Here is a 21,746-nt window from a genome sequence, read left to right as displayed (position 1 = left end):
CGAAAGGAATTTAAATTATGAACAAAGTAAAATTTAAAGTTAATGACGAAGTTTTAGTAATCGCAGGAAGCGAAAAGGGTAGAACAGGAACAATTACAAAAGTATTACACGACAAAAATGCAGTTATCATTAAAGGTCTAAAAATTGTTAAAAAACACGTAAAACCTTCTCAAAAGAACCAAGATGGTTCAATCGTTGAAATGGAAGCTCCAATCCACGCTTCAAACGTTGCATACTTAGTGAAAAAAGCTACAAAAGACAAACCAGCAGTTATTTCAAAAATCGGGTACAAAGTTGATGGTAAAGGTAAAAAAGTAAGAATCGCTAGAAGAACTCAAAAGGAAATTTAATATGTTAAAACAAGTTTACTTAGAAAAAGCAGTTCCTGCTTTAAAAGAAAAATTTAATTACACATCATCAATGCAAGTACCACGTATTGAAAAAGTTGTTCTAAACATGACAGCTGGTAAAGAAATTAACAACTCTAAAGCTATTGAAGAAGTTTTAAACGAACTAACATTAATCTCATCTCAAAAACCTTTCCAAACAAAAGCTAAAAAATCAAATGCTTCATGAAAATTACGTGAAGGAATGCCAATGGGTGGAAAAGTTACATTACGTAGAGAAAGAATGTGAGATTTTCTAGATAAATTAATCAATGTTGCAATGCCTCGTATTCGTGACTTCCGTGGTGCTAACCCTAAAGCATTTGACGGTAGAGGAAACTACAGCTTAGGTATTAAAGAAGAAATTATTTTCCCAGAAATTGAATTCGATAAAATCCGTAGAATCAAAGGATTAGACGTAATTATTGTAACAACAGCTAAATCAAATGAAGAAGCAAGAGCGTTATTAGAAAACATCGGTGTACCATTCGAGAAAAAAGGAGCTAAATAATGGCTAGAAAAGCATTAATTGAAAAAGCAAAACGTCATCCTAAATTCTCAACACGTGCATACACACGTTGTGAATTATGTGGACGTCCACATGCTGTTTTAAGAAAATATAAAGTATGTCGTATCTGTTTTAGAAATCTTGCACACGAAGGTAAGATTCCAGGTATGAAGAAAGCGAGTTGATAATGTTTATTACAGATCCAATTTCAGATTTAATCGTTCGTATTAAAAACGCGAACCAAAGAAAACATAAAACAGTTTCAATTCCTTATTCAGTTAAAAAAGAAGCTATTATTAAGCTAATTTTAGAAGAAGGGTACATTACTTCATACGCTGTTGAAGGTGAAAAAGTTGATAAAAAACTAGTTGTTACATTAAAATACAAAAAAGGTAAATCAGCTATCGTTGATTTCAAAAGAGCATCAAAACCAGGGCTTAGATTATATGCTAAGGCTGACGAAATTACATCAGTGCTTTCAGGATTTGGTACAGTTATTATTTCTACTTCAAAAGGACTTATGACAGGTAAAGAAGCTAAAAAGGAAAATGTAGGTGGTGAAATCATCGCTTACATTTGATAGGAGTATTTAAATGTCTCGTGTTGGTAATAGAATTATCGTTGTTCCAGCAGGAACAACAGTTAATGTTGAAAACAACAAAGTTACAGTATCAGGAAAACACGGTACTTTAACAAGAGAATTTAGTCCTTTAATCACAATCGAAGTAGAAAACAATCAAGTAACAACAAAACGTGCTAACGAAGAAAAACACACAAAACAATTACACGGAACTGCAAATGCTTTAATTTCAAACATGGTTAAAGGAGTTTCACAAGGATTCCAAATTGACCTAGAAATTAAAGGGGTTGGGTATAAAGCAGAATTAAAAGGTGATAAACTAGTTGTTTCTGCTGGATACAGCCACTTAGTTGAAAAACAAATTCCTGCCGAATTAAAAGTTACTTTAGCAAAACCTACAGAAATCTCAGTTTTTGGTATTAACAAAGAAGTGGTTGGACAATTCGCATCAGTTGTTAGAGCAATTAGAAAACCAAGTGTATATTCAGGTAAAGGTATTTCTTACAAAGGTGAAAAAATCAGACGTAAAGAAGGGAAAACAGCTTCTAAATAATCTAGAAGCTTGTGAAATTAAAATATGAAAACAAGATCAAGAAATCAAGCTAGAAAAGCAAAACATGTACGTTTACGTCAAAACCTTGCTGGTACAGCTTCAAAACCACGTTTAAATGTATTTAAATCACACCAAAACCTTTACGCACAATTAATCGATGATTCAAAAGGTGTTACATTAGCTAGCGCTTCTACATTAAAAGACACAACATATGGTGGAAATGTTAAAGCAGCATCAGCTTTAGGACACGTAATGGGACAAAAAATTAAAGCTTTAAAATTTGATACAGTAGTATTTGACCGTGGGGGATACATCTTCCATGGACGTGTTAAGGCATTTGCTGAAGCAGTAAGAGAAGAGGGGATTAAACTATAATGGAACAACAAGTTAAAGAAACACAACAAAAAGTTGTTAAAAAAGAAGCTGGAACAAAAGAAGTAACAGCTAAAAAAGCAGAAAGAGTTGAAAGAAGAAAACCAGAAGCTTCAACTCAAGACCGTCCTCGTCGTCAAATGAATAGAAAAGCTCGTCCACAAAAATTTGAATCAGAATATACAGAAAAAGTTGTTGATATCGCTAGAGTTACAAAAGTTGTTAAAGGTGGAAGAAGATTCAGCTTCTCAGCTTTTGTTGTAGTAGGAAACAAAAAAGGTAGTGTAGGATACGGACACGGAAAAGCAAACGAAGTTCCAGATGCAATTAAAAAAGCTATCAAAGATGCTCAAAACAACCTTGTTAACGTTCCATTAGTAAAAGGAACAATTCCACACACAATCGATGCTAAATTCTTAGCTTCTAAAGTGCTTTTAAAACCTGCTCCTAAAGGAAAAGGACTTATCGCTTCAGGTACAGTTCGTGCAGTTGTTGAACTTGCTGGTTACACAGATATCGTTACAAAAACATACGGATCACGTTCAAAAGCTAATGTTGTTAAAGCAACAGTTAAAGCTTTACAAAACTTAAGAACAGTTGAAGAAATCGCTGAATTAAGAGACAAACAAGTAAAGGATTTTGAATAATTTTATGAAATTACATCAATTAAAATTTACTGAAGGTTCAAGACCAGAAAAACACCGTAAAGGACGTGGACACGCAGCTGGTAAAGGTAAACAAGCAGGAAAAGGACAATCAGGTCAAAATAAACGTAAAGGGCACAGATTAGGATTTGAAGGGGGTCAAACTCCTTGATTCCGTAGAATTGGAAAAAGAGGGTTTAACAACGTTAACCACATCGAATACCAAGTTATTAATTTATCAGATTTAGATCGTAAATTTAACGATGGTGATGTTATTGGAATTACAGATTTAATCGATTCAAGATTAGCAAGAAAAGCAGAACCTATTAAATTATTAGGTAACGGAAAATTAACTAAAAAACTTAACATTACAGTACACAAAGCTAGTCAATCTGCCAGAGAAGCTATTGAAGCATTAGGCGGAGAAGTTAACGAATTATAATTTAGTCAATCAATCATAAAACAAAAGGTTAATCCTTTTGTTTTTTATTACTGATTCATATTCAAATTAAATATAGTAGTAAAAGTGCGGAGACATTTAAACTAAATGTAAAGCAAAATAAGTTTTAGAAACTACAAAATACTAGAAAAACAGTTCTGTAATGTTTACCTATCCATTGCTGTTAAATTTGATTGATGTATTTACATCAACAATTTGCTAATAGTTGACGTTTTTGTAGTAAAAGTTATCACTTTTATTTCTATTTTATTAGCACTTTATAGAGTTGATATTGATAATAAACTGCAATTAATTGCTGATATATCCAAGAATAAAATTCAAATTATGTTTAGAGATATTTGGTAATCTTTTGTTTGGCTGTTTATAAACATGATATTAATTATTATTGCATCATTATTCAGTAAGTAATGCATTACATGACTAAAATTCACAAGCTTTTCCTGATTTAAACAATCTCACAATCTTATTTACAAAAAATCCAGCTTTTGTTATTTTTCAGGCTTAAAATGTTTTATAATAAATTTATGAATAACCAACATTCACAACAAAATTACTACACAACAGTGGATAAAGTAACTTTAAGAGAACAAAGAAAAGTATTATCTCAAACATTACTGATCTTTTCTATTTTATTTACTTTGTCTCTTATTGTGGCATTTATTTCTTTTTCAATTTTAGGAGGGACAAAAACATTTTCAACTAAAGTTGCTGTTTTTACTTCTGTATTAGTTATTTTAGGTCTAGTATTAGCAGTAATTAACTTTTTCTTCTATAAAGTTAAACGCTTAGTGACTTTAGTTATTTTAACTCCGTTTTATGTCATATTTTATGGTATGTTAATGGGTTATATAGCCCATTTTGCAAACGGAGTTATTGATGGATATAAATTTATAGGATTTGCATTTATTCCTACAGCATTCATTATTTTATTCGGAATCTTAGGATACATCGGAGCAATACCTACAAAGATTTTCAAATTATTTTTACTATTTTTAACAGTCATGTTAGTAATCACCATGATTATTTATATTTTCTCAGCAAGTAATAAAGCCTTAGGTGCTTTTGCTTTTTTAGGAATTGCATCATTATTAATTGTAACAGGAATTAGATGAAGCATGGTTAAGGCAGAAATTGCTTCTTTAGCTAGCGCTTCAAACAAAACAAAACTAGCTTATGCATACAAATTAGGATTAGATGTATTTTCAACAGTATTAACGTTTTTCTACTATGTATGACTACTATTTGCATTTATTGCAAGAGTTTTTCGATAATCATAAAATCACGCTTTTGGGCGTGATTTTTAATATCTTTTATACATTAATTTACTAAATTTCAAATAAAAAAGTTTGTGTTTTTTAAATTATTATATAATTTAAAAACTATGAATATCAAAAAAGAAACACAAAGACAATTATCAGAAATTACACCATTAGAACAAGACTTTTCACAATGATATACTGATGTAGTTCAAAATGGAAAATTAATGATGTATGGACCTGCAAAAGGGACAATGATTTTACTTCCGAATGCTTACGGTATTTGAGAAAATATTCAAATTGAATTAAACAAAATGTTTAAAACTAAAAATGTCCAAAATGTTAATTTACCATTATTTATTCCTGAAAGTTTATTCAACCGTGAAAAAGATCATATTGAAGGATTTAATCCAGAATTAGCAGCTGTTACTCATGTTGGTGATAGAAAGCTAGATGAACGTTTATTTGTTCGTCCTACTTCAGAGGTTTTATTCGCTGAATTATTTAAAAACTTAACTCAATCATACAAAGATTTACCAATTATCTTTAACCAGTGAGTTAACGTAGTTAGATGAGAAAAAACAACAAGGCCATTCCTAAGATCACGTGAGTTTTTATGACAAGAGGGTCATACTATTCATGCTGATGCTAAAGAAGCTAGAAATTTAACAAAAGATATGATTAAAATATATGCTAAGTTTCTAAAAGATTATTTAGCCATTCCAACAATTATTGGTAAAAAAACACCTCATGAAAAATTTGCAGGAGCTTGCACAACTTGAACTATTGAGGCAATGATGAAAAATGGTCATGCGCTTCAAGCCGGAACAAGTCACTATTTAGCACAAAACTTCTCGAAAGCATTCGATATTTCATTTAAAAACACAAATAATGAAGACGAATTCGCTTATCAAACATCATGAGGAGTTACTACCAGATTAATTGGCGCATTAATTATGACACATGGTGACAACAGAGGGATTATTATACCACCTCGTATTGCACCTATCCAAGTTGATATTTTAGAATTATTTGCAAACAAAGATCAAAACGTAACTTTAACAGCTAAAAAAATCCAAACAGCATTAAACAAAAAATTCAGAGTTCGTGTAGATTCAAGTGATAAAAATCCAGGATTTAAAGCATCTAATTCAGAAATCCAAGGTGTTCCATTAAGAATCGAAATAGGTCCAAGAGATTTAGCTAATGGTGAAGTAACATTTGTAAGAAGAGACACACTAGAAAAAACACAAGTGAAACTAGAAAATATTAAAGAAGCCGTTAAGAAAGCTTTAACTGATATTCATAATAACTTATATGAAGTTGCTGAAAATAGACTTAAAAATAATATTGAATATGTTTATGATTATGAAACATTTAAACAAAAAATAGAAGAAAACAAATTTGTAATTGCTCCATTTTGTTGTAGTGGTGAAGCTGAAGTACGAATCAAGGCTGAAACAGGAGCAAGTACAAGATGTATTCCTTTATCACTAGATAAACCATTAAAAGATGCCAAATGTATCTTCTCTGAATGTTCAGGAAACACTGGGCGTTATGTGGTTTTCGCAAAAGCTTATTAATTTTTTAAAATATAAATGTAAGGTTCTGAAACCTTACATTTTCTTTTTGCTTAAAAACCCAAAATTTTATTTCATAAAATTTTGTTTCTAAAAAAATTAAGCTAATTAAACACTATTTCTTAGGGGTAAAAGTTTTTAGTTAAAAATAGCAAATCCTTTTACACTTATAATAAGTTTGGGAACAGAAATTCCCACACAAATGTTCTTAAAGAGGTTTCATGCAGAAGCAAAATTTTATACCAAATATAACAATAGATTATGCAAATTTTCAAATTAATCCTGAGTTGCATTCAAGCGAAACACAAGAGATTGAAGCATACTTAAAGAAATATAAAAAAACACCTAATGAAATTATTCAAAAGCATCAAAACAAGCTTGCTGAAGATATTTTTAAACTATATGATTTACAACTTATGTTTCTAAAACGTAAAATTCATCAACTTGAATTATTAGTTAAAAACAAAAAAGCCAATTCAGGTTTAAAACGTGAATTGGATAGCTGTAAACGCAAATTAGCAGGTGAAGATTCTTTAATGGAGAAAGTTTTAGACCTAATGGGTCTACAACATTCATGATTAATGAGAAAAATTTATTTAGATCCCAGTAGTAAACAAGATAAATTCTGATACACACAATATTTTTCAAAAACAACATTCTATAAGAAGAAAAGAATGGCAGTCCAAGAGTTTTCTAAGATATTTTTAGACCTTGTTTAATTTAGATTTAACACAGTTAAATAGTAACGAAGCAATAGTTCATAAACGAGAAATTGTTGTCAAAACCTTAGGGCAAATTAAAGGTTTTGAGAAGTTTCATACAAATTTTATTATTAATATTAATCATATTCTTTCGAACAATTACACTGACTTAGTATTTGGGTTTGAAAACCCATTGTTTGAAAGTACAGATGCAATTCCGATCTTTGGTTCTATCCCTTTAAAAATTAAAGATTGATTACACAGCTTAGTAATTACAGTTTTTGTTAATGGAACTGAAAAAGTAACCTTTACTAGTGGTGACAGAGGCGCAAAAGTATTCAAAAGATTAAATTTTCAAGATCTACAACTGAAATTTAATGAACTAAAAACGATAGTAGTTAGATTAGAGCTTGATTATCCTTTTAAAGATGCTAAGCCTTATAATGAGTTTCAAATTACTTTTTCTGACGTAGTTGATAAGAAATTTAATTTAATCACCAAAAACAGTAGAGCAAAACTAAAAATGCCTTATCAATATAATATTAATTTTCGACCTGACAATTCATATTGAATTGATACTTTCTATAGTAATATAATTGCTGAATTTGCTGATTTTAAAGCGAAAAAAACGCACAAAAAAGTGTTGGATTTAGTTCAAATTAATGAGCCAAATTTATTACCTTTACCAGCCTGAACAATTAGACATAATTTACCAGCAATTAATGAAGTTAATCTTAAAATTAAGCCATTTTTAAAAGAACAAAAAATTAAATTAACAAAAGACTTAAACCAGAATGGTACACTGCACAGATCTTCATACGATCAGTCTAATTCATCTAGAGATGAATACTTTGTAGATGATTTTTTAACAACCAATGAATTAGACCGAACGATTTCAAAAACAATAACGGCTTATAGTGAAAAAGCCATTAAAATTCCGTACCAATATACTGGTGAAGCTAATTTTGTAACTGAAATCTTAACCCCTTATTTTCAGGCTAATTTGCATCAAAATATTGATTATAAAAGTGAATACAAAATACCAAATTTATTTAAACCTACTTTGCAAATTGTTGAATTGGAGAATGGCGAATTTGAGACAGCAAAAGCGAAGTATAACCTAAGATTTGTTATTTCAATATCCAAAACAAAAACCATCATCAATAAACCGGATTTCAACATCGAAAAATACTACATTGATAAACTTAGAAACAAACCTAAAATAAAGCGAAAGAAAAATGTTCAGTCGTAGTATTTTAACCAAACCTCTTCTTATATTATTCTCTCTTGGTTTTTTAGGTGCAATTGGTGTTGGAGGCTATTTTTTAAACGGGTATATACAGAAGCAAAAATCTGTTTATGCAAAACAAAAATCAGAAAAGACCACTATCACAGAAGACGTTTCAAAAAAGCCTCAAAACAAAGTTGCAGTATTTCCTGTTTTAGACTCTGGTTATTTTGACCAGTTTGTTCAATCAAATGAAGTTGGTAAAAGATATTTAGACAAAAACTTAGTAAATGCAGTAGTAAAAGATATTTTAAGACGAATAAAAATCACTAATGGAGATTTATATTTTGACTATGAAATCATTAGTGACCAACATCTACAAATCTATTTTAAATACAAATATAAAGAAGATTATCAGGAAAAAATTTACGACTTTATTCTTGCGTCTGCTTTATAATTACAATATGGAAGAAAGAAAACTTATCATTATTAATGAATTAAAACGCCTTTCTAAAAAAACTAATATTTCTGAAGATGATATTATAAGAGATTTAGGTGTGGATTCATTAGATTTAGCTGAGTTATTATTTGAAGCTGAAGAAAGATTTGGTGTTTCAATTTCAGATGATCAGCTAAGAGATGTTAAGACTGTAAAAGATATTATTTCAATGTTTACTAATTAACATTTGTGGTATAATTAAATGGCTTAGGAGTATAGTTCAACGGTAGAACAACGGGCTTCAACCCCGTGTGTTGTGGGTTCGAATCCTGCTACTCCTGCCATTTTTTTATGCTTTTTTTGTGTTTTTAGTAAAATTATATAAATATGAATAAAAACTTAAATCAGCGTAAATTTGGTGTTCTTGGGACAGGTGCTTTCGGAAGCGCTTTAGCCAATGTTTTATCAAAAAATAATCATTCAGTTTTAATGTATGGAATTAATGAAACTGAAATTTCAGATATTAATAATGGACTTAACACAAAGTATTTTGGTCAAGTTCCTTTTGTTAATGCTTTTAATTTAAAAGCAACTAACAACTTAAAAACTTTTTTAGATAATGTTGACATTGTAATTCTTGCGGTTCCATCAGTTGTCGTTGAAAGTCTGTTAAATCAAGTGTGTGATATTTTAAAAGACAGACAAATCGATTTAATCAACTTATCAAAAGGTTTAGAGCCTAAAACAAAGATGTTTTTTTCACAATACATAACATTAAATTATTCAAAAAACATTCGTAATTTTGCTTCTATTATGGGTCCGTCATTTGCAAAAGAAGTTTTTTCACAAAACTTAACAATGGTGAATATAGTTGGAAAAAATATTGATTTTAACTCAGAAATTTCAGGATTTTTTAACAACGACACTTTTATTGTTAAACCATACAATGACATTTTGGGTGCAGAATTATTTTCAGCTTTAAAAAATGTTTTGGCTATTGGTACAGGTATTTGCTCTGAACTATATCCTGGCGAAAACTCACATGCAGGACTTCTAACAACAGGTATTTCAGAAATTTTTAACATTTATAAATCAATGTATCCAGATGGAGAAAACACAATTGGTTATCATTTTTCATCAGTAGGAGATATATTTCTTACTTGTTCATCAAAATCTAGTCGTAATTTCTCTTTAGGTGTGAATATTGCTAAATTTGGAATTGACAAAGCTTTGGAGATGCAAAGTTTAACTGTAGAAGGTTATGACACAGCAAAAACCCTAGTTAAGTTGCTTGATGAATACAATATTCAAAATGCACCATTAATGAGAAATATTACTGAGATTTTATTTAATAACAAAGATCCAAAAAAGATTATTGACATGATTCAAAACAACTAGTTTTCTAGTTGTTTTTTGTTATTTTTCAGATGTGAACTGATTTATTTTTTTACTTATTTTTTATTAAAAAAATATTAAAATAATATTAATAAAAATACCAATTTACAAATAAAGGAGTTGTTTATGAAAAAGGACAAAAAAATTTCTCATAAAATCGTGGATGAGAAAGCCCAATTAACAGTATTTTTAACAGTTAACAAAGAAGAATTCGAGAAAAAACTAAGTGAAACAAATGAAAAATTAGCAAAAAATGTAAAAGTTAAAGGTTTCAGAGCAGGTAAAGCACCATTAGCAGAACGTCTAAAATATGTTAATCCAGCAGATTCATTACAACATGTTGTTAGAGAATACAATGAAGCAAATTACTCAGATGTTATTGAATACGCAAGAGATAACAAATTAGAAGTTTCTTCATTCCCTGAATTATCATTTGACTTTGATAAAGACCAAAACCTAGTACTTGAATACAACTTTGTTTTATTCCCTAAATTTGACGTTGATGTTAAAGCAATCGTTAAATCAATTGGTTATACAGCAGTAAAAGTTACAAAAGATGACGTTAAAAAAGCTTTAGTAGCACTTGAAGAACAATTATCACAAAATGAAGTTTTAGACAAAAAAGAAAAAACACAATTAGGTGATACTGTTAACATTGACTTTAAAGGATTCATTGATGGTGAAGCATTTGAAGGTGGTGAAGCTCAAGGTTATGACTTAAAACTAGGTTCAAACGCTTTTATTCCTGGATTTGAAGATCAATTAGTTGGTAAAAAAACAGGATACAAAGGTACTGTTAAAGTTAAGTTCCCTTCAGAATACTTTGTTAAAGAATACAGAGACAAAGATGCTGAATTTGAAGTAACAATTAACCAAGTTCAAAGACTAAAACTATATCAATTAACAGATGAAAATGTTCAATTATTAGGTGATGAAAACGTAAAAACAGTAAAAGATTTAGAAAAAGTATTAGAGAAAAATGAAAAAGTTAAAAAATTCATTGAAGCTAACACAAAATTTTACGACCAAGCAGTTGCTGCTGTTCTAAAGAATTCAAAAGTTGTAATTAATGATTCATTATTAAGACAAGACATCACCGCTTCAAAAGCTGCATTTGAAAACCAATTAAAACAATACGGAATCAAAAAACAAGAATACCTAAACTTAATCAAATCAACAGAACAAGACTTAGAAGCTGAATTCAAAAAACAAGCACTTGATAAAGCAGAAAAAGCATTTGCTTACAGTGCATTAGTTAAAGATTACAACGTTAATGCTACTCCTGAACAAATTGAAGAATTCACAAGCAAATTTGAACAATTCGGTTTCTCAAAACAAAACGCACACGATTTTGTTATTTCTTCTTTAAGAATGTCTTTAATGCTAGCAGATGCTAAACCAGAATTAGCTGAAAAACTAGAAAAAGACTTTAATGCAATTATTAAATAATAATTAAAATAATATATTTAGAAAAACACCTTATATAAGGTGTTTTTCAGTAATTTTATACCCCATTAGAGTATAATTAATAAACTTATAGGAGACTTATGGATTTAAAACTAAAAACCCTAGAAAAATTTGCTAATAAATTCAATACTAAAAGTAATTTATTACTACAAAATTCCGTTATTAAAAATGGGCTAAAAAATACTTGCATTAACCACAAAACTTTAATTAAACACGATTATGTTTTTGATATCGAAACAACAATTGGTGAAATTACAATGCAATCAAATAGTGGTAGATGTTGAATTTTTGCAGCTTTAAACGTGGCACGTTTAAAAGCTATGAAAGATTTAAATGTTGAGAATTTTGAATTTTCGGAAAATTACCTAGCATTTTATGACAAGTTAGAAAAAGCAAACACTTTTTTAAACTTTATTATTCAAAATATTGATAAACCACTAAATGACAGACTTGTTCATACTAAAATTCATTCATCAGTTGCTTCTGATGGTGGTTATTGAGAATGATTTGTTGCCTTATTAAACAAATATGGTGCAGTTCCAAAAAGCATTATGCCTGAAACTTTTCATTCAGGTAATACAACAAATATGAATGAAATTTTAGATTGACATTTAAAAAATGGAGCAAGTAGATTACATCAACTTTATGCGCAAAAAGCTACCAATCAAGAGCTTTTAGATGAAAAAGAAGCGATTTTATATGAAGTTTATGACATAGTAAGCAAATGTTTAGGAACACCTCCTACAACTTTTGATTATGAATATAAAGACAAAAATAAAAAAGTTGTCAAAATCAAAAACATAACTCCTTTAGAATTCTTTGAAAAATATGTAGGAAATGACTTTGGTAATAAAATCAATGTTTTACACGATCCTAGAGACTTGCATCCATATGGTTCAATTTACTTACTTAAAGAACAAAACTCAGTTTACAATGACGGCGATGTCAAAATGGTTAATATTCCACTTCAAGCTATGAAAGACGCAATTATTGCTTCATTAAAAGATGGTGTACCAGTTTGATTTGGGTGCGATGTTGATCCTTTTAAAGATAGTCCTTCAGGTATTTTAGATCCAGAATTATACCAATACAGCGAATTATTTACACCTGTTAATAATTTAAATAAAGCTGACAGAATTAAATTTTATAACTCAAATTTAAATCATGCAATGGCATTTGTGGGTGTTAAATTTGATGAACAAAACAATACCACCTTTTGAAAAGTTGAAAACTCTTGAGGTGATAAATATGGTAAAAAAGGTATTTTCTCAATGTCAGATTCTTGATTTGATGAATATTGCTTTACAGCAATTGTAGATGCAAAATACTTAGATACCAAATATCAACTAGACAATCCGAAAGTTGTTGAAGTTGAACTTTGAGATCCATTAGCATAAGGAGGAAAAATGGCAAAAAGAGTAGTTATTGGAATGTCTGGTGGAGTTGATTCATCTGTAGCTGCTTATTTACTAAAACAACAAGGCTATGAAGTCGTTGGTTTATTTATGCGTAATTGAGACAGTATGGTTAATAATGACATTTTAGGTAATGATGATATTAATCAGGATGTTTGCCCACAAGAATTAGATTATTTAGATGCACAAGCAGTTGCTAAAACATTAGATATTCCACTTCATAGAGTTGATTTTGTTAAAGAATATTGAAATGATGTTTTTGAAAACTTTATTGAAGAGTATAAAAAAGCCAGAACACCAAATCCTGATATTTTGTGTAACAAATACATTAAGTTCAAAGCTTTTGCAAATCACGCTTTTAATGAATTAAAAGCTGATTATATTGCGATGGGACATTATGCAAATGTAGTTGATGGACACTTATATCGTGCAGTCGATGTTGATAAGGATCAAACATACTTCTTAGCGCAATTAACTCATGAACAACTATCAAAAGTTATTATGCCATTAGCTAAATTAACCAAACCTGAAATTAGAAAAATAGCAACAGAATTAAACCTAATTACAGCAGACAAAAAAGATTCAACAGGTATTTGTTTCATTGGTGAACGTAATTTCGGTCAATTTTTACAAAATTATATCCCTGCCCAAGATGGAGACATAATCGACATAACAACTAACAAGGTTGTAGGGAGACATGTGGGTTGTTTCTATTACACAATTGGTCAAAGAAAAGGATTAAATTTAGGTGGGATGGCTGAACCTTATTATGTATGTGGTCATGACGTTCTAAAAAACATTTTATACGTAGCTCCTAATTCAAAACCAGAATATTTATTATCAAACAGTTTAATAGCATCAAATTTAACCTTAAATAACACTGACTATAATCCAAACAATTTATCAGCTAAATTTAGATACAGACAAAAAGATATAAAAGTTCAAATTGAACTTTTACCAAATAATGAAATCAAAGTAATTTATCCAGAAACTTCATCAGCAGTTACTCCAGGTCAGCAAGTAGTTTTATATGATGGTGACAAATGCTTAGGCGGAGCAATTATTGAAGAAATTTTCATGAATGACAAAAAATTAACTTACGTGTAGGAGAAAAATGAATTCAAAATTAATTAGAGAAAAATGATTAAGTTTTTTCGAATCTAAACAACATTTTATCGTACCTTCAAAAAGTCTAGTTCCCCAAAACGACCCTTCATTATTATGAATTAACAGTGGTGTAGCAACATTAAAAGATTACTTTTCAGGAAAAAGAATCCGCCTGCAAAAAGATTAACCAACTCACAAAAAGCAATTAGAACAAATGACATTGAAAATGTTGGAGTAACAGCTCGTCACCATACATTTTTTGAAATGTTAGGTAACTTTTCAATTGGTGATTACTTCAAAAAAGAAGCAATTGCATTTGCTGTTGAATTTCTTTTAGATGTTTTAAAACTTGATAAAGAAAAATTATATTTCACTTATTACTATGAAGATTTAGAAACAAAAGAACTTTGAAAATCACATGGATTTTCTGAAGATCATTTAATACCAGGTACAAAAGACACAAACTTCTGAGAAGTAGGTTCTGGACCTTGTGGACCAAATACTGAAATCTTTTTTGATCGTGGGGAAAAATATGATGCACGTGGAATTGAACTTTTAAAAGAAGATATTGAAAACGATCGTTATATTGAGATTTGAAACATAGTATTTTCAACTTATAATTCAAATGGTGAAGGTGAATATACTGAACTAAAACAAAAAACATTGATACTGGTGCAGGGTTTGAGCGGTTAGTTTCTATTTTACAAGATGCTCCTACTAACTTTGATACAGACTTATTTTTACCAATCATTCATGAAATAGAAAAATATACTTCATATAGATATAAAACAGAAAATTACTTTGATAAAGATCAACAACAAACAGTTATTAATACACAATTTAAAGTTATAGCTGATCACATGCGTACAGTTGTGAATGCTGTAGCAGATGGTGCTAAACCGTCAAATATCGGGCGTGGATACATTTTAAGAAGGTTATTAAGAAGAAGTATCTATATGTCTATGCAATTAGGGATTTCAGATTTATTTTTATATAAATTAGTTGACACGATTAAATCAACTTTACCATTCGAATATGATGTAGAACCTATTGCGCAAGTAATAAAAGACGAAGAAATTGCTTTCTCTAAAACAATAGAAAACGGTAAAAACCTACTTAACAACTTTATTAAACAAGACACAAAAGAATTTCCTGGTGATCTAGCTTTTAAATTATTTGAAACTTATGGCTTTCCAATCGAATTAACAACTGAAATTCTTGCAAATCAAGGCATTTCAGTTAATTTAGATGAATTTAATCAAGCTAAAGAAAAGCATGCAGACGCTTCTAGAAATGTTAAAAAATCAGGTATGGATAAAGTTATTAATTCATTAGCTTTAATTAAAAGCAAAGAAGATAATTTTATAGGTTATACAGATACATATAATAAATCTAAGATTTTACACCTGCTAGACACTGAAACAGAAATACAACAAGCTGATGGTATATCATACTTAATTTTGGATCAAACACCTTTTTACGCAACAAGTGGTGGACAAAAACATGACCGCGGTTACATTAAGCAAAATAATGAAAACATCATGATTTTAGATGTTTTCAAAGATAAGCACGGAAATCATATTCATAAAGTTGAAGGTAAAATTAATAAAAATGACCCAGTAGAATGTTTTGTTGATGAAACAATTCGTTTAGGTCTTGAAAGAAATCACTCTGGTACTCACTTGTTATACTGTGCTTTAAGAACTATTTTAGGACCAGAAATCAAACAGTTAGGTTCAGATAACAATGAATTGCGTTTAACTTTCGATATGCCTGCTGAAACTAAACCAACAGATCAGCAAATTGCAGAAATTGAACAACTTGTTAGAAGCTATATTAAACAAGATGCAAAACGTGATTACTTAAACATGACTACAGAACAAGCTAAAGAAATGGGTGCTATTATGACTTTAGAAGAGTCAGAATACATGAATCCTCAAAATGTTAGAATTGTTAAATTTGATAATATTACAGCAGATTTATGTGGTGGAACTCACTTAAGCAATACCGCTAAATTAGAAAACTTTAAAATTACTAGTGTTGACAAAAAAGCGGCTGGTGTTTACCGTGTAAGAGCTATTTCTTCAAATGCTTTAGTTGATGAATATTTACAAAGTCAAATTGATGAACTAATTTTACAAGTGGAAAAAGCAGCAGAGAAAAACACAAAATTAGATCCTAGTTTTGTGTTTGATATCAATATTCCAGAAGAAAAAGAACAAGCAATTTTATATCTAAAAGATGCACTATTTAATTTAAAAGAAACCAATAAGCAACTTAATAAAAACTTAAGTAACTCAAACGAATTTGATTTTGACAACATCGAAGTTTTAGACATCAACGGTCACAAAGTTTACTTAAATCAAACTTTAACAAATTCAAACATCAAAACAGTTGCTTCAACACTTCGTGAAAAATATTCAGATGTTTTAGTCGTATTAACAACAACTGATGCTAACCCAATGCTGGTTGTTGCTTCTAAACAATACAACTCAAACGCCATAGCACAACAACTTTTTGCCAAATTTGCTGGTCGTGGTGGAGGAAATGCTATTTTATCAATGGGTAAAATAGCAAGTGCTGATTTATTATTAGAATTTATTTCAAACGAGCTTAAATGAGAAAATTAGCATTAGACTTGGGATCAAAAAGTTGTGGCTTTGCAATCACAGATTACTTTGAAATTATTCCAAGCGGACTAGAAAACTTCATTTATACTGAGGGTCAATTTGATGAAGTTTTAAATCGAATTGAATATTGACTAAATCAATATAAAAATGAAATAGATGGCTTAGTTATTGGGTATCCACTGAAAATTAGTGGTGAAAAAAGTCAAACAACTTTAATGGTTGAAGTATTTATTGAACTAATTAAAACAAAATTTAATTTACCAATTGTTTTAATTAATGAACAATATTCAACCAAAAGAGCTCAGGAAACTTTAATGTCAGCTGGACTGAATAATAAGAAAAGAAAACAATTTAAAGACAAATTAGCTGCTGTATTTATCTTGCAGGATTATTTGGACTATTATAAAAAGTAGGCAACATGGGTGAAAATACAAAATTAGCACTGTGAATATCTGCTATTGTGGTTTTAATACTAGGAATTAGTACTTATGTAGTTTTAGCTCTAATTAGTAGAAGAATTAGAAAAAAATACTTAGAAAAATCACAAGCTGAAACAATGATACAAATTCAATCAATGCGTAATGATTTAGGTACTTTACCTTTTGACTTAAAAGATCATTTTAAATCAAAAGCTTTGGATTTGGATATCGAAGGTTTAATTAACACAATTTATCAAAATAGTTATTCAAAAGTTTTAGTTTTAAGTACTAAAGACCAATTTTACATCAGTGCAATTGCTAATAAAGTTAAAGCAACTGTTTATTATGATGCTTTAGAAATTGATTTACCAAAAATTAATGAAGCAAAAGAAAACTTTCCAGCAGATTTTCCAAATCAAATTCATTTACTAGAACAAGAAAAACTTGATTTTATAGCCATTGAAGGCACAAATCAAGACTTAAATGATTTATTTGATAAATATTATTCACAGCTAAATACAAATGGAATGATAGCTATTTCATATGCTAATAATCCAAAACCAGAAATCAAAAAATTAATTAGTCACTTAAAATTAATTGGTATAACTTATGAAGTTTCATACCTAAGTAGTAAATACTTATTCATTGTGAAAAAATAATTCAGATTATCATAATTTATTAAAAGTTTTTTAACCCTAAGACATAGAGTTAAAATGCTTTTTCAACCTTTTTGGACATAAAAAGTCCAAGATTAAATTTAATATTAATGTAAAATATAGCATATTAACAAGGGTGAGGGAAAATGGCTCAAGAATTAAATCAACAAATTCAATACATCTCAGAAGAGAAATTAAATAAGTTCAAAGAAGAATACGAAAATTTAGTTAAAGTTGAACGTCCAAAAGTTCAAGAAGCCCTAAAAGAAGCACGTGCTCAAGGGGACTTGTCTGAAAATGCCGAATATGATGCAGCAAGAGAAAGACAAAGTGTTGTTGAAGGTCGCATTAGTGAACTAGAAAATATTATTAATAATTCAGTTGTTATTTCTAATAAAAACCTAGCTACACACCACAGCAGAATTACAATTGGAACAAAGGTTCAATTTAAAGAACTAAACACAGGTGAGATTCACGTTATCGAAATTGGTGGAGTTCTAGATAGTGATCCATTTGAAAACAGAATTTCAGACCAAAGCCCATTAGCTAAGGCTTTAATCAACAAAGAAGTATTAGAAGATTATTCAAATACAGCACCAATCTTAGTTGAAGGTCAAGAAAAATACGAAATAAAAATATTAAAAGCTTGAAAAGACAATTAAGCTATTCAAACGATAATAAATTAAGGATTTTTCCCTAATTAGAAAAAGATAGAAGGCTTCTTTTGTCTTTTTCTTAACCCCTTTTTAGTAAAAAACCAATAAAAATCAAGGAGAAAATTATGCTAATTGGAATATCAGGAATGATAAGTAGTGGTAAAAGTACACTATCAAAAAAACTTATAGAACACTACGAAGGACACTCATTATTAATTGATGAGTTCACACAAAATGATGAAGTTTTTAACACAATGTTAAAATGATTCTATGAAAAGAAACCTAACTTAGAGTTAAGTTTCCAAACATATGTTGTTGAGCATCATATGGAAAATGTTAGAAAACATTTAGACAAATTTGACCAAATGGGATTAGATTCAAAGAATGACTTTTTATTCTTAGACCGTTTTGGTGCTGAACACTATGTGTTTGCAATGGTGAATTTTAAAAATCTACCAGAAAAAACAATGAAAGCTTATGATGCTTTATTTAATGAATTAATTACACCAAGTGAATTACCTGAGTTTGCAATTTTCCTTGATGTTTCATATGAAAACTTTAAAAACCGTCTATTCAAACGTGGGCGCGATGTTGAAATCGAAAACTATGAAAAAAATGAGACATATTTTAAAGAACTATACGATGTTTATAAAGACACATATATAAAAGTTGTTGAAAAGTATAAAATTAATTATGCAATATTAGACACAAACGATTTAACTGAAGATCAAGTGTTAGAAGAAGCGGTTAAATTAATTGAAGCATATAAAGCATCTAAGTAGGTATTATGTTCAAATTTCTAAAAAACCAATCTCAAAAAAATTCCGATATTCATCCAGCTATTTCTAAAGTTATTTACTCAAAAACACAACTTGAAGATGGTATTTTAAAAGCTGCCAAATGAGTGGATAAAACTTATCAATCGTCACAAGATTTAATAATTGTCGGACTTCTAAAAGGAAGTATTCCGTTCCTTGCACAATTAATTAAAGATGTAAAAACAGACCACAGAATTGACTTTTTAACAGCAAGTAGCTATGCTGGGGGTTTACACTCAACCGGAAGCGTTAAAATCATTATGGACTTAGCAAGTGATATTCAAAACAAAGATGTTTTAATTGTTGAAGATATCATTGATTCTGGCATTACATTAGCTAAAATTACAGAATTGCTAAGACTAAGAAATCCAAAATCAATTAAGATTTTAACCTTATTAGATAAACCAGTAAACCGGAAAAATGACTTAAAAGCAGACTATTCATGTTTTACAGTTGGTGATGAATTTCTAGTTGGATTTGGCTTGGATTACAAAGAAAAGTATCGTAATTTGCCATACATAGGAGTTTTAAACACAGATCCAGTTTATTTAGAAAACAATAATCAAAAAGCACAATAATTTGTGCTTTTTATAATACTTTTAAGCCCATGTCGCTGGCATAACAGTTTAAAATAAAACCTAAATGATAACTGCATGTCATAAATAGGATAAATTATAATTTGGATTAACAAGAACTGTAATTTTCAGATTGAAATAAGCCTACATAGGCTTTTTTCAATCTTTTTCGTGTAAAATATTGTTTAATTTGTCACTTTTTCGCGATTTAATTTAATGATATTTTTATACAATATAAATGATGTTATTCTATTAGAATTTCATCAGCAATTTTGTTATGCAATGCGCGTATTTCTTTGAACATTTCACGCATTGCTTTTTTATTTCTTGTACGTCAGGTTCAGTTTGAGACAGTAAATTTATTAATCGATCCATGTATTTTTGTAAATATTGATGAAAGCTTTTATTTTTGCGCAACAAAAAATACATTTGTTGAACATGTGGTACTGAAAGGTCTAAATTGTTTTCCAAAGCTCAAATTTCTGCTTTTGTCAAATCTTTTCCTTCAGGTTCTTTTGCATAATAAATCTTGTCTAAATATTTGAAATAAAAATTACCATCAGACGCCATTATTAATCTAGTTCATGATCAATCATGCATCATTAATCTTCTGCCATCGCTCATATAAGCTGCGTAAATTTTCTTACCAAATCTAACCGCACCATTAATAACTTTTCTGTTGATTTCAATGTCAACTCTTCAATTATTTCTTAGCATTCCTTCTTTGTTGAATAATGATTTTTTAGCAATAACTTTTTTAAATTTTGTGTTGTAGTAATTTACATATTTATCACCGTTTCTTCTTAAATCTTCAATTGTTTTAATTTGATTTTGACTAATGAAAACTGGTAGTTTATCTTGAGCACTTCTAAAAGATCTTTCAACATGCGGTTTGTGTTTAGGGTTTGATGAACTTATTATTCTAATACCCTTTTCGTTTAAATTCTTTTCAAACATTGTCTCAGTACTTTCACTACCTCAAAATGTTTTACGTTTATCTGTATGGATTATTTTAGGGAATCCGAATCTTTTAAACACTATTTCTAGGAGTCTTTGATATCCAAGATTGGTTTCTTGATATTCAACTCACATACCTAAAAGCATTCCTGTTGCTGCATCAATTGCATGGTAAAGATAAATTTTGTTTTCTTTAAATAAATATGGTTCTACTTGAGCATCAATTTCAAGTATTTCACCAAACTTTAAATTCTTATTTAAATTCAAAATCATTCTTTGTTTTTTGTGGTGTTTTGTTTGTTTTGGATTTCTGCAATCATCATATGAGTTTCTTCATTTAGTTTTTTGATTTTCTTTAAATCTCTGGTAATTTTTCTTCCTCTTTTTGTTGTGTGACGATTGTGAAAACCTAATTCATTAAATCTATAAATCATTCAAGAATAAGACAACTTTTCCTTAATATTTTGATCTAAAAATGTCTCATAAAATTCTTTATAACTTAATTCGTTGTCTGTTCTTTCTATGTCGATAATTGCGTTATTTGTTTCAAGATATTGTTTATAAATTTCTTGAAATAAATCATCTGATATTTTTCGATCTTTAACTTTATTTATATTTTTATGTTTTGTTCTAACGAAACTTTTATCTCCCTTTTCTGTATTAAAGATTTCCTTTTTGTATCTAATTATCGTTCTTACTGAAAGCCCTGTTTTTAAACTTAATTGTTCGTTTGTTCAGTTCTTGTGAATTGCTATTGTTTTTAAGTTTAAAATTCTATTTTTTTCATATTCTGTTGATAAATTTGTGTTTTTTAAATTTAGTTTAATCATAATTTAACAATTTTAAAACTTTTGAATCTTAAATTAAGCAAAAGTGACAAAATAAACCATAATACAAGGAGTGACAAAATAAACCATAATTCACAGAAATAAGCCTACATAGGC

Annotated in this window: 25 protein-coding genes, 1 tRNA gene and 1 pseudogene; 25 read left to right on the top strand and 2 right to left on the bottom strand. The window is 29.2% G+C overall.

The window, feature by feature from the left end:
- Window positions 1–17 precede the first annotated feature (17 nt).
- From rplX to hpt, 25 genes and pseudogenes are all read left to right on the top strand, one after another.
- Entirely contained in the window at window positions 18–350 is a 333-nt protein-coding gene (gene rplX, locus FG904_RS02290; RefSeq protein ID WP_139592304.1) for a 50S ribosomal protein L24, read from the top strand.
- 1 nt (window position 351) lies between these two features.
- Window positions 352–897, top strand: coding sequence for a 50S ribosomal protein L5 (rplE, locus tag FG904_RS02285; protein ID WP_139592303.1), 546 nt, complete (start codon window positions 352–354; stop codon window positions 895–897).
- Window positions 897–1,082, top strand: a complete 186-nt coding sequence (locus tag FG904_RS02280; RefSeq protein WP_036463585.1) for a type Z 30S ribosomal protein S14 — start codon at window positions 897–899, stop codon at window positions 1,080–1,082. Before rplE ends, FG904_RS02280 begins: the two co-directional genes overlap by 1 nt.
- Window positions 1,082–1,477: a 30S ribosomal protein S8 gene (gene rpsH / locus FG904_RS02275; RefSeq protein ID WP_139592302.1), complete on the top strand. Its 396-nt coding sequence runs from the start codon at window positions 1,082–1,084 to the stop codon at window positions 1,475–1,477. The genes FG904_RS02280 and rpsH overlap by 1 nt, the downstream gene beginning before the upstream one ends.
- A 10-nt stretch (window positions 1,478–1,487) precedes the next feature.
- Window positions 1,488–2,027, top strand: a complete 540-nt coding sequence (gene rplF, locus FG904_RS02270; protein WP_139592301.1) for a 50S ribosomal protein L6 — start codon at window positions 1,488–1,490, stop codon at window positions 2,025–2,027.
- A gap of 24 nt (window positions 2,028–2,051) precedes the next feature.
- Complete coding sequence (gene rplR, locus FG904_RS02265; protein WP_139592300.1) at window positions 2,052–2,402, top strand: 50S ribosomal protein L18; 351 nt, start codon at window positions 2,052–2,054, stop codon at window positions 2,400–2,402.
- Window positions 2,402–3,046 (top strand): 30S ribosomal protein S5, encoded by a 645-nt coding sequence (gene rpsE, locus FG904_RS02260; RefSeq protein WP_139592299.1) that lies wholly within the window; start codon window positions 2,402–2,404, stop codon window positions 3,044–3,046. The genes rplR and rpsE overlap by 1 nt, the downstream gene beginning before the upstream one ends.
- A 4-nt stretch (window positions 3,047–3,050) precedes the next feature.
- On the top strand, window positions 3,051–3,485 hold the full coding sequence (gene rplO, locus FG904_RS02255) for a 50S ribosomal protein L15 (protein WP_139592298.1): 435 nt from the start codon (window positions 3,051–3,053) through the stop codon (window positions 3,483–3,485).
- A 542-nt stretch (window positions 3,486–4,027) separates the two neighbouring features.
- A complete protein-coding gene (locus FG904_RS02250) occupies window positions 4,028–4,774 on the top strand; it encodes an MAG0110 family membrane protein (protein ID WP_139592297.1) in 747 nt (248 codons plus the stop codon).
- Between the two features lie 110 nt (window positions 4,775–4,884).
- The gene (proS, locus tag FG904_RS02245; RefSeq protein WP_139592296.1) at window positions 4,885–6,342 is read left to right on the top strand and encodes a proline--tRNA ligase; all 1,458 of its coding nucleotides are present in this window, start codon (window positions 4,885–4,887) and stop codon (window positions 6,340–6,342) included.
- Between the two features lie 218 nt (window positions 6,343–6,560).
- Window positions 6,561–7,058 carry an MG284/MPN403 family protein gene (locus FG904_RS02240; protein ID WP_139592295.1) on the top strand — a complete coding sequence of 166 codons (498 nt, stop codon included), beginning with the start codon at window positions 6,561–6,563 and terminating at the stop codon, window positions 7,056–7,058.
- Window positions 7,051–8,292: an MHO_1580 family protein gene (locus tag FG904_RS02235; protein ID WP_139592294.1), complete on the top strand. Its 1,242-nt coding sequence runs from the start codon at window positions 7,051–7,053 to the stop codon at window positions 8,290–8,292. Before FG904_RS02240 ends, FG904_RS02235 begins: the two co-directional genes overlap by 8 nt.
- Window positions 8,279–8,725: an MHO_1590 family protein gene (locus FG904_RS03280; protein WP_158290329.1), complete on the top strand. Its 447-nt coding sequence runs from the start codon at window positions 8,279–8,281 to the stop codon at window positions 8,723–8,725. The genes FG904_RS02235 and FG904_RS03280 overlap by 14 nt, the downstream gene beginning before the upstream one ends.
- 7 nt (window positions 8,726–8,732) lie before the next feature.
- On the top strand, window positions 8,733–8,951 hold the full coding sequence (locus FG904_RS03275; protein WP_158290328.1) for an acyl carrier protein: 219 nt from the start codon (window positions 8,733–8,735) through the stop codon (window positions 8,949–8,951).
- A gap of 25 nt (window positions 8,952–8,976) precedes the next feature.
- A tRNA-Trp gene (locus FG904_RS02225) sits at window positions 8,977–9,051 on the top strand.
- A 43-nt stretch (window positions 9,052–9,094) separates the two neighbouring features.
- Window positions 9,095–10,105: an NAD(P)H-dependent glycerol-3-phosphate dehydrogenase gene (locus FG904_RS02220; protein WP_139592292.1), complete on the top strand. Its 1,011-nt coding sequence runs from the start codon at window positions 9,095–9,097 to the stop codon at window positions 10,103–10,105.
- Window positions 10,106–10,228: 123 nt separating this feature from the next.
- Window positions 10,229–11,551 carry a trigger factor gene (tig, locus tag FG904_RS02215; protein WP_139592291.1) on the top strand — a complete coding sequence of 441 codons (1,323 nt, stop codon included), beginning with the start codon at window positions 10,229–10,231 and terminating at the stop codon, window positions 11,549–11,551.
- A gap of 98 nt (window positions 11,552–11,649) precedes the next feature.
- Window positions 11,650–12,966 (top strand): C1 family peptidase, encoded by a 1,317-nt coding sequence (locus FG904_RS02210; RefSeq protein ID WP_139592290.1) that lies wholly within the window; start codon window positions 11,650–11,652, stop codon window positions 12,964–12,966.
- Between the two features lie 9 nt (window positions 12,967–12,975).
- Window positions 12,976–14,091 (top strand): tRNA 2-thiouridine(34) synthase MnmA, encoded by a 1,116-nt coding sequence (gene mnmA / locus FG904_RS02205; RefSeq protein ID WP_139592289.1) that lies wholly within the window; start codon window positions 12,976–12,978, stop codon window positions 14,089–14,091.
- 7 nt (window positions 14,092–14,098) lie between these two features.
- A pseudogene (alaS, locus tag FG904_RS02200) lies at window positions 14,099–16,721 on the top strand (alanine--tRNA ligase).
- The gene (gene ruvX / locus FG904_RS02195; protein ID WP_139592288.1) at window positions 16,709–17,134 is read left to right on the top strand and encodes a Holliday junction resolvase RuvX; all 426 of its coding nucleotides are present in this window, start codon (window positions 16,709–16,711) and stop codon (window positions 17,132–17,134) included. The pseudogene alaS and the gene ruvX overlap by 13 nt, the downstream one beginning before the upstream one ends.
- Before the next feature lie 5 nt (window positions 17,135–17,139).
- A complete protein-coding gene (locus tag FG904_RS02190; RefSeq protein ID WP_139592287.1) occupies window positions 17,140–17,799 on the top strand; it encodes a BC85_0335 family putative methyltransferase in 660 nt (219 codons plus the stop codon).
- Window positions 17,800–17,942: 143 nt separating this feature from the next.
- On the top strand, window positions 17,943–18,458 hold the full coding sequence (gene greA, locus FG904_RS02185; protein ID WP_139592286.1) for a transcription elongation factor GreA: 516 nt from the start codon (window positions 17,943–17,945) through the stop codon (window positions 18,456–18,458).
- Window positions 18,459–18,577: 119 nt separating this feature from the next.
- Window positions 18,578–19,234, top strand: a complete 657-nt coding sequence (locus FG904_RS02180) for a deoxynucleoside kinase (protein ID WP_139592285.1) — start codon at window positions 18,578–18,580, stop codon at window positions 19,232–19,234.
- Between the two features lie 5 nt (window positions 19,235–19,239).
- Complete coding sequence (gene hpt / locus FG904_RS02175; RefSeq protein WP_139592284.1) at window positions 19,240–19,848, top strand: hypoxanthine phosphoribosyltransferase; 609 nt, start codon at window positions 19,240–19,242, stop codon at window positions 19,846–19,848.
- A 249-nt stretch (window positions 19,849–20,097) separates the two neighbouring features.
- Here hpt and FG904_RS03315 read toward each other — a convergent pair whose 3' ends face one another.
- Window positions 20,098–21,075 (bottom strand): DDE-type integrase/transposase/recombinase, encoded by a 978-nt coding sequence (locus FG904_RS03315; protein ID WP_179950147.1) that lies wholly within the window; start codon window positions 21,073–21,075, stop codon window positions 20,098–20,100.
- Window positions 21,060–21,632 carry a hypothetical protein gene (locus FG904_RS02165; RefSeq protein WP_139592283.1) on the bottom strand — a complete coding sequence of 191 codons (573 nt, stop codon included), beginning with the start codon at window positions 21,630–21,632 and terminating at the stop codon, window positions 21,060–21,062. The genes FG904_RS03315 and FG904_RS02165 overlap by 16 nt, the downstream gene beginning before the upstream one ends.
- Window positions 21,633–21,746: the final 114 nt, after the last annotated feature.

This window comes from Mycoplasma nasistruthionis (genome assembly GCF_006228185.1).
Taxonomy (GTDB): Bacteria; Bacillota_I; Bacilli_A; order Mycoplasmatales; family Metamycoplasmataceae; genus Mycoplasmopsis; species Mycoplasmopsis nasistruthionis.
This window is presented reverse-complemented; position numbering and strand designations above follow the sequence as displayed.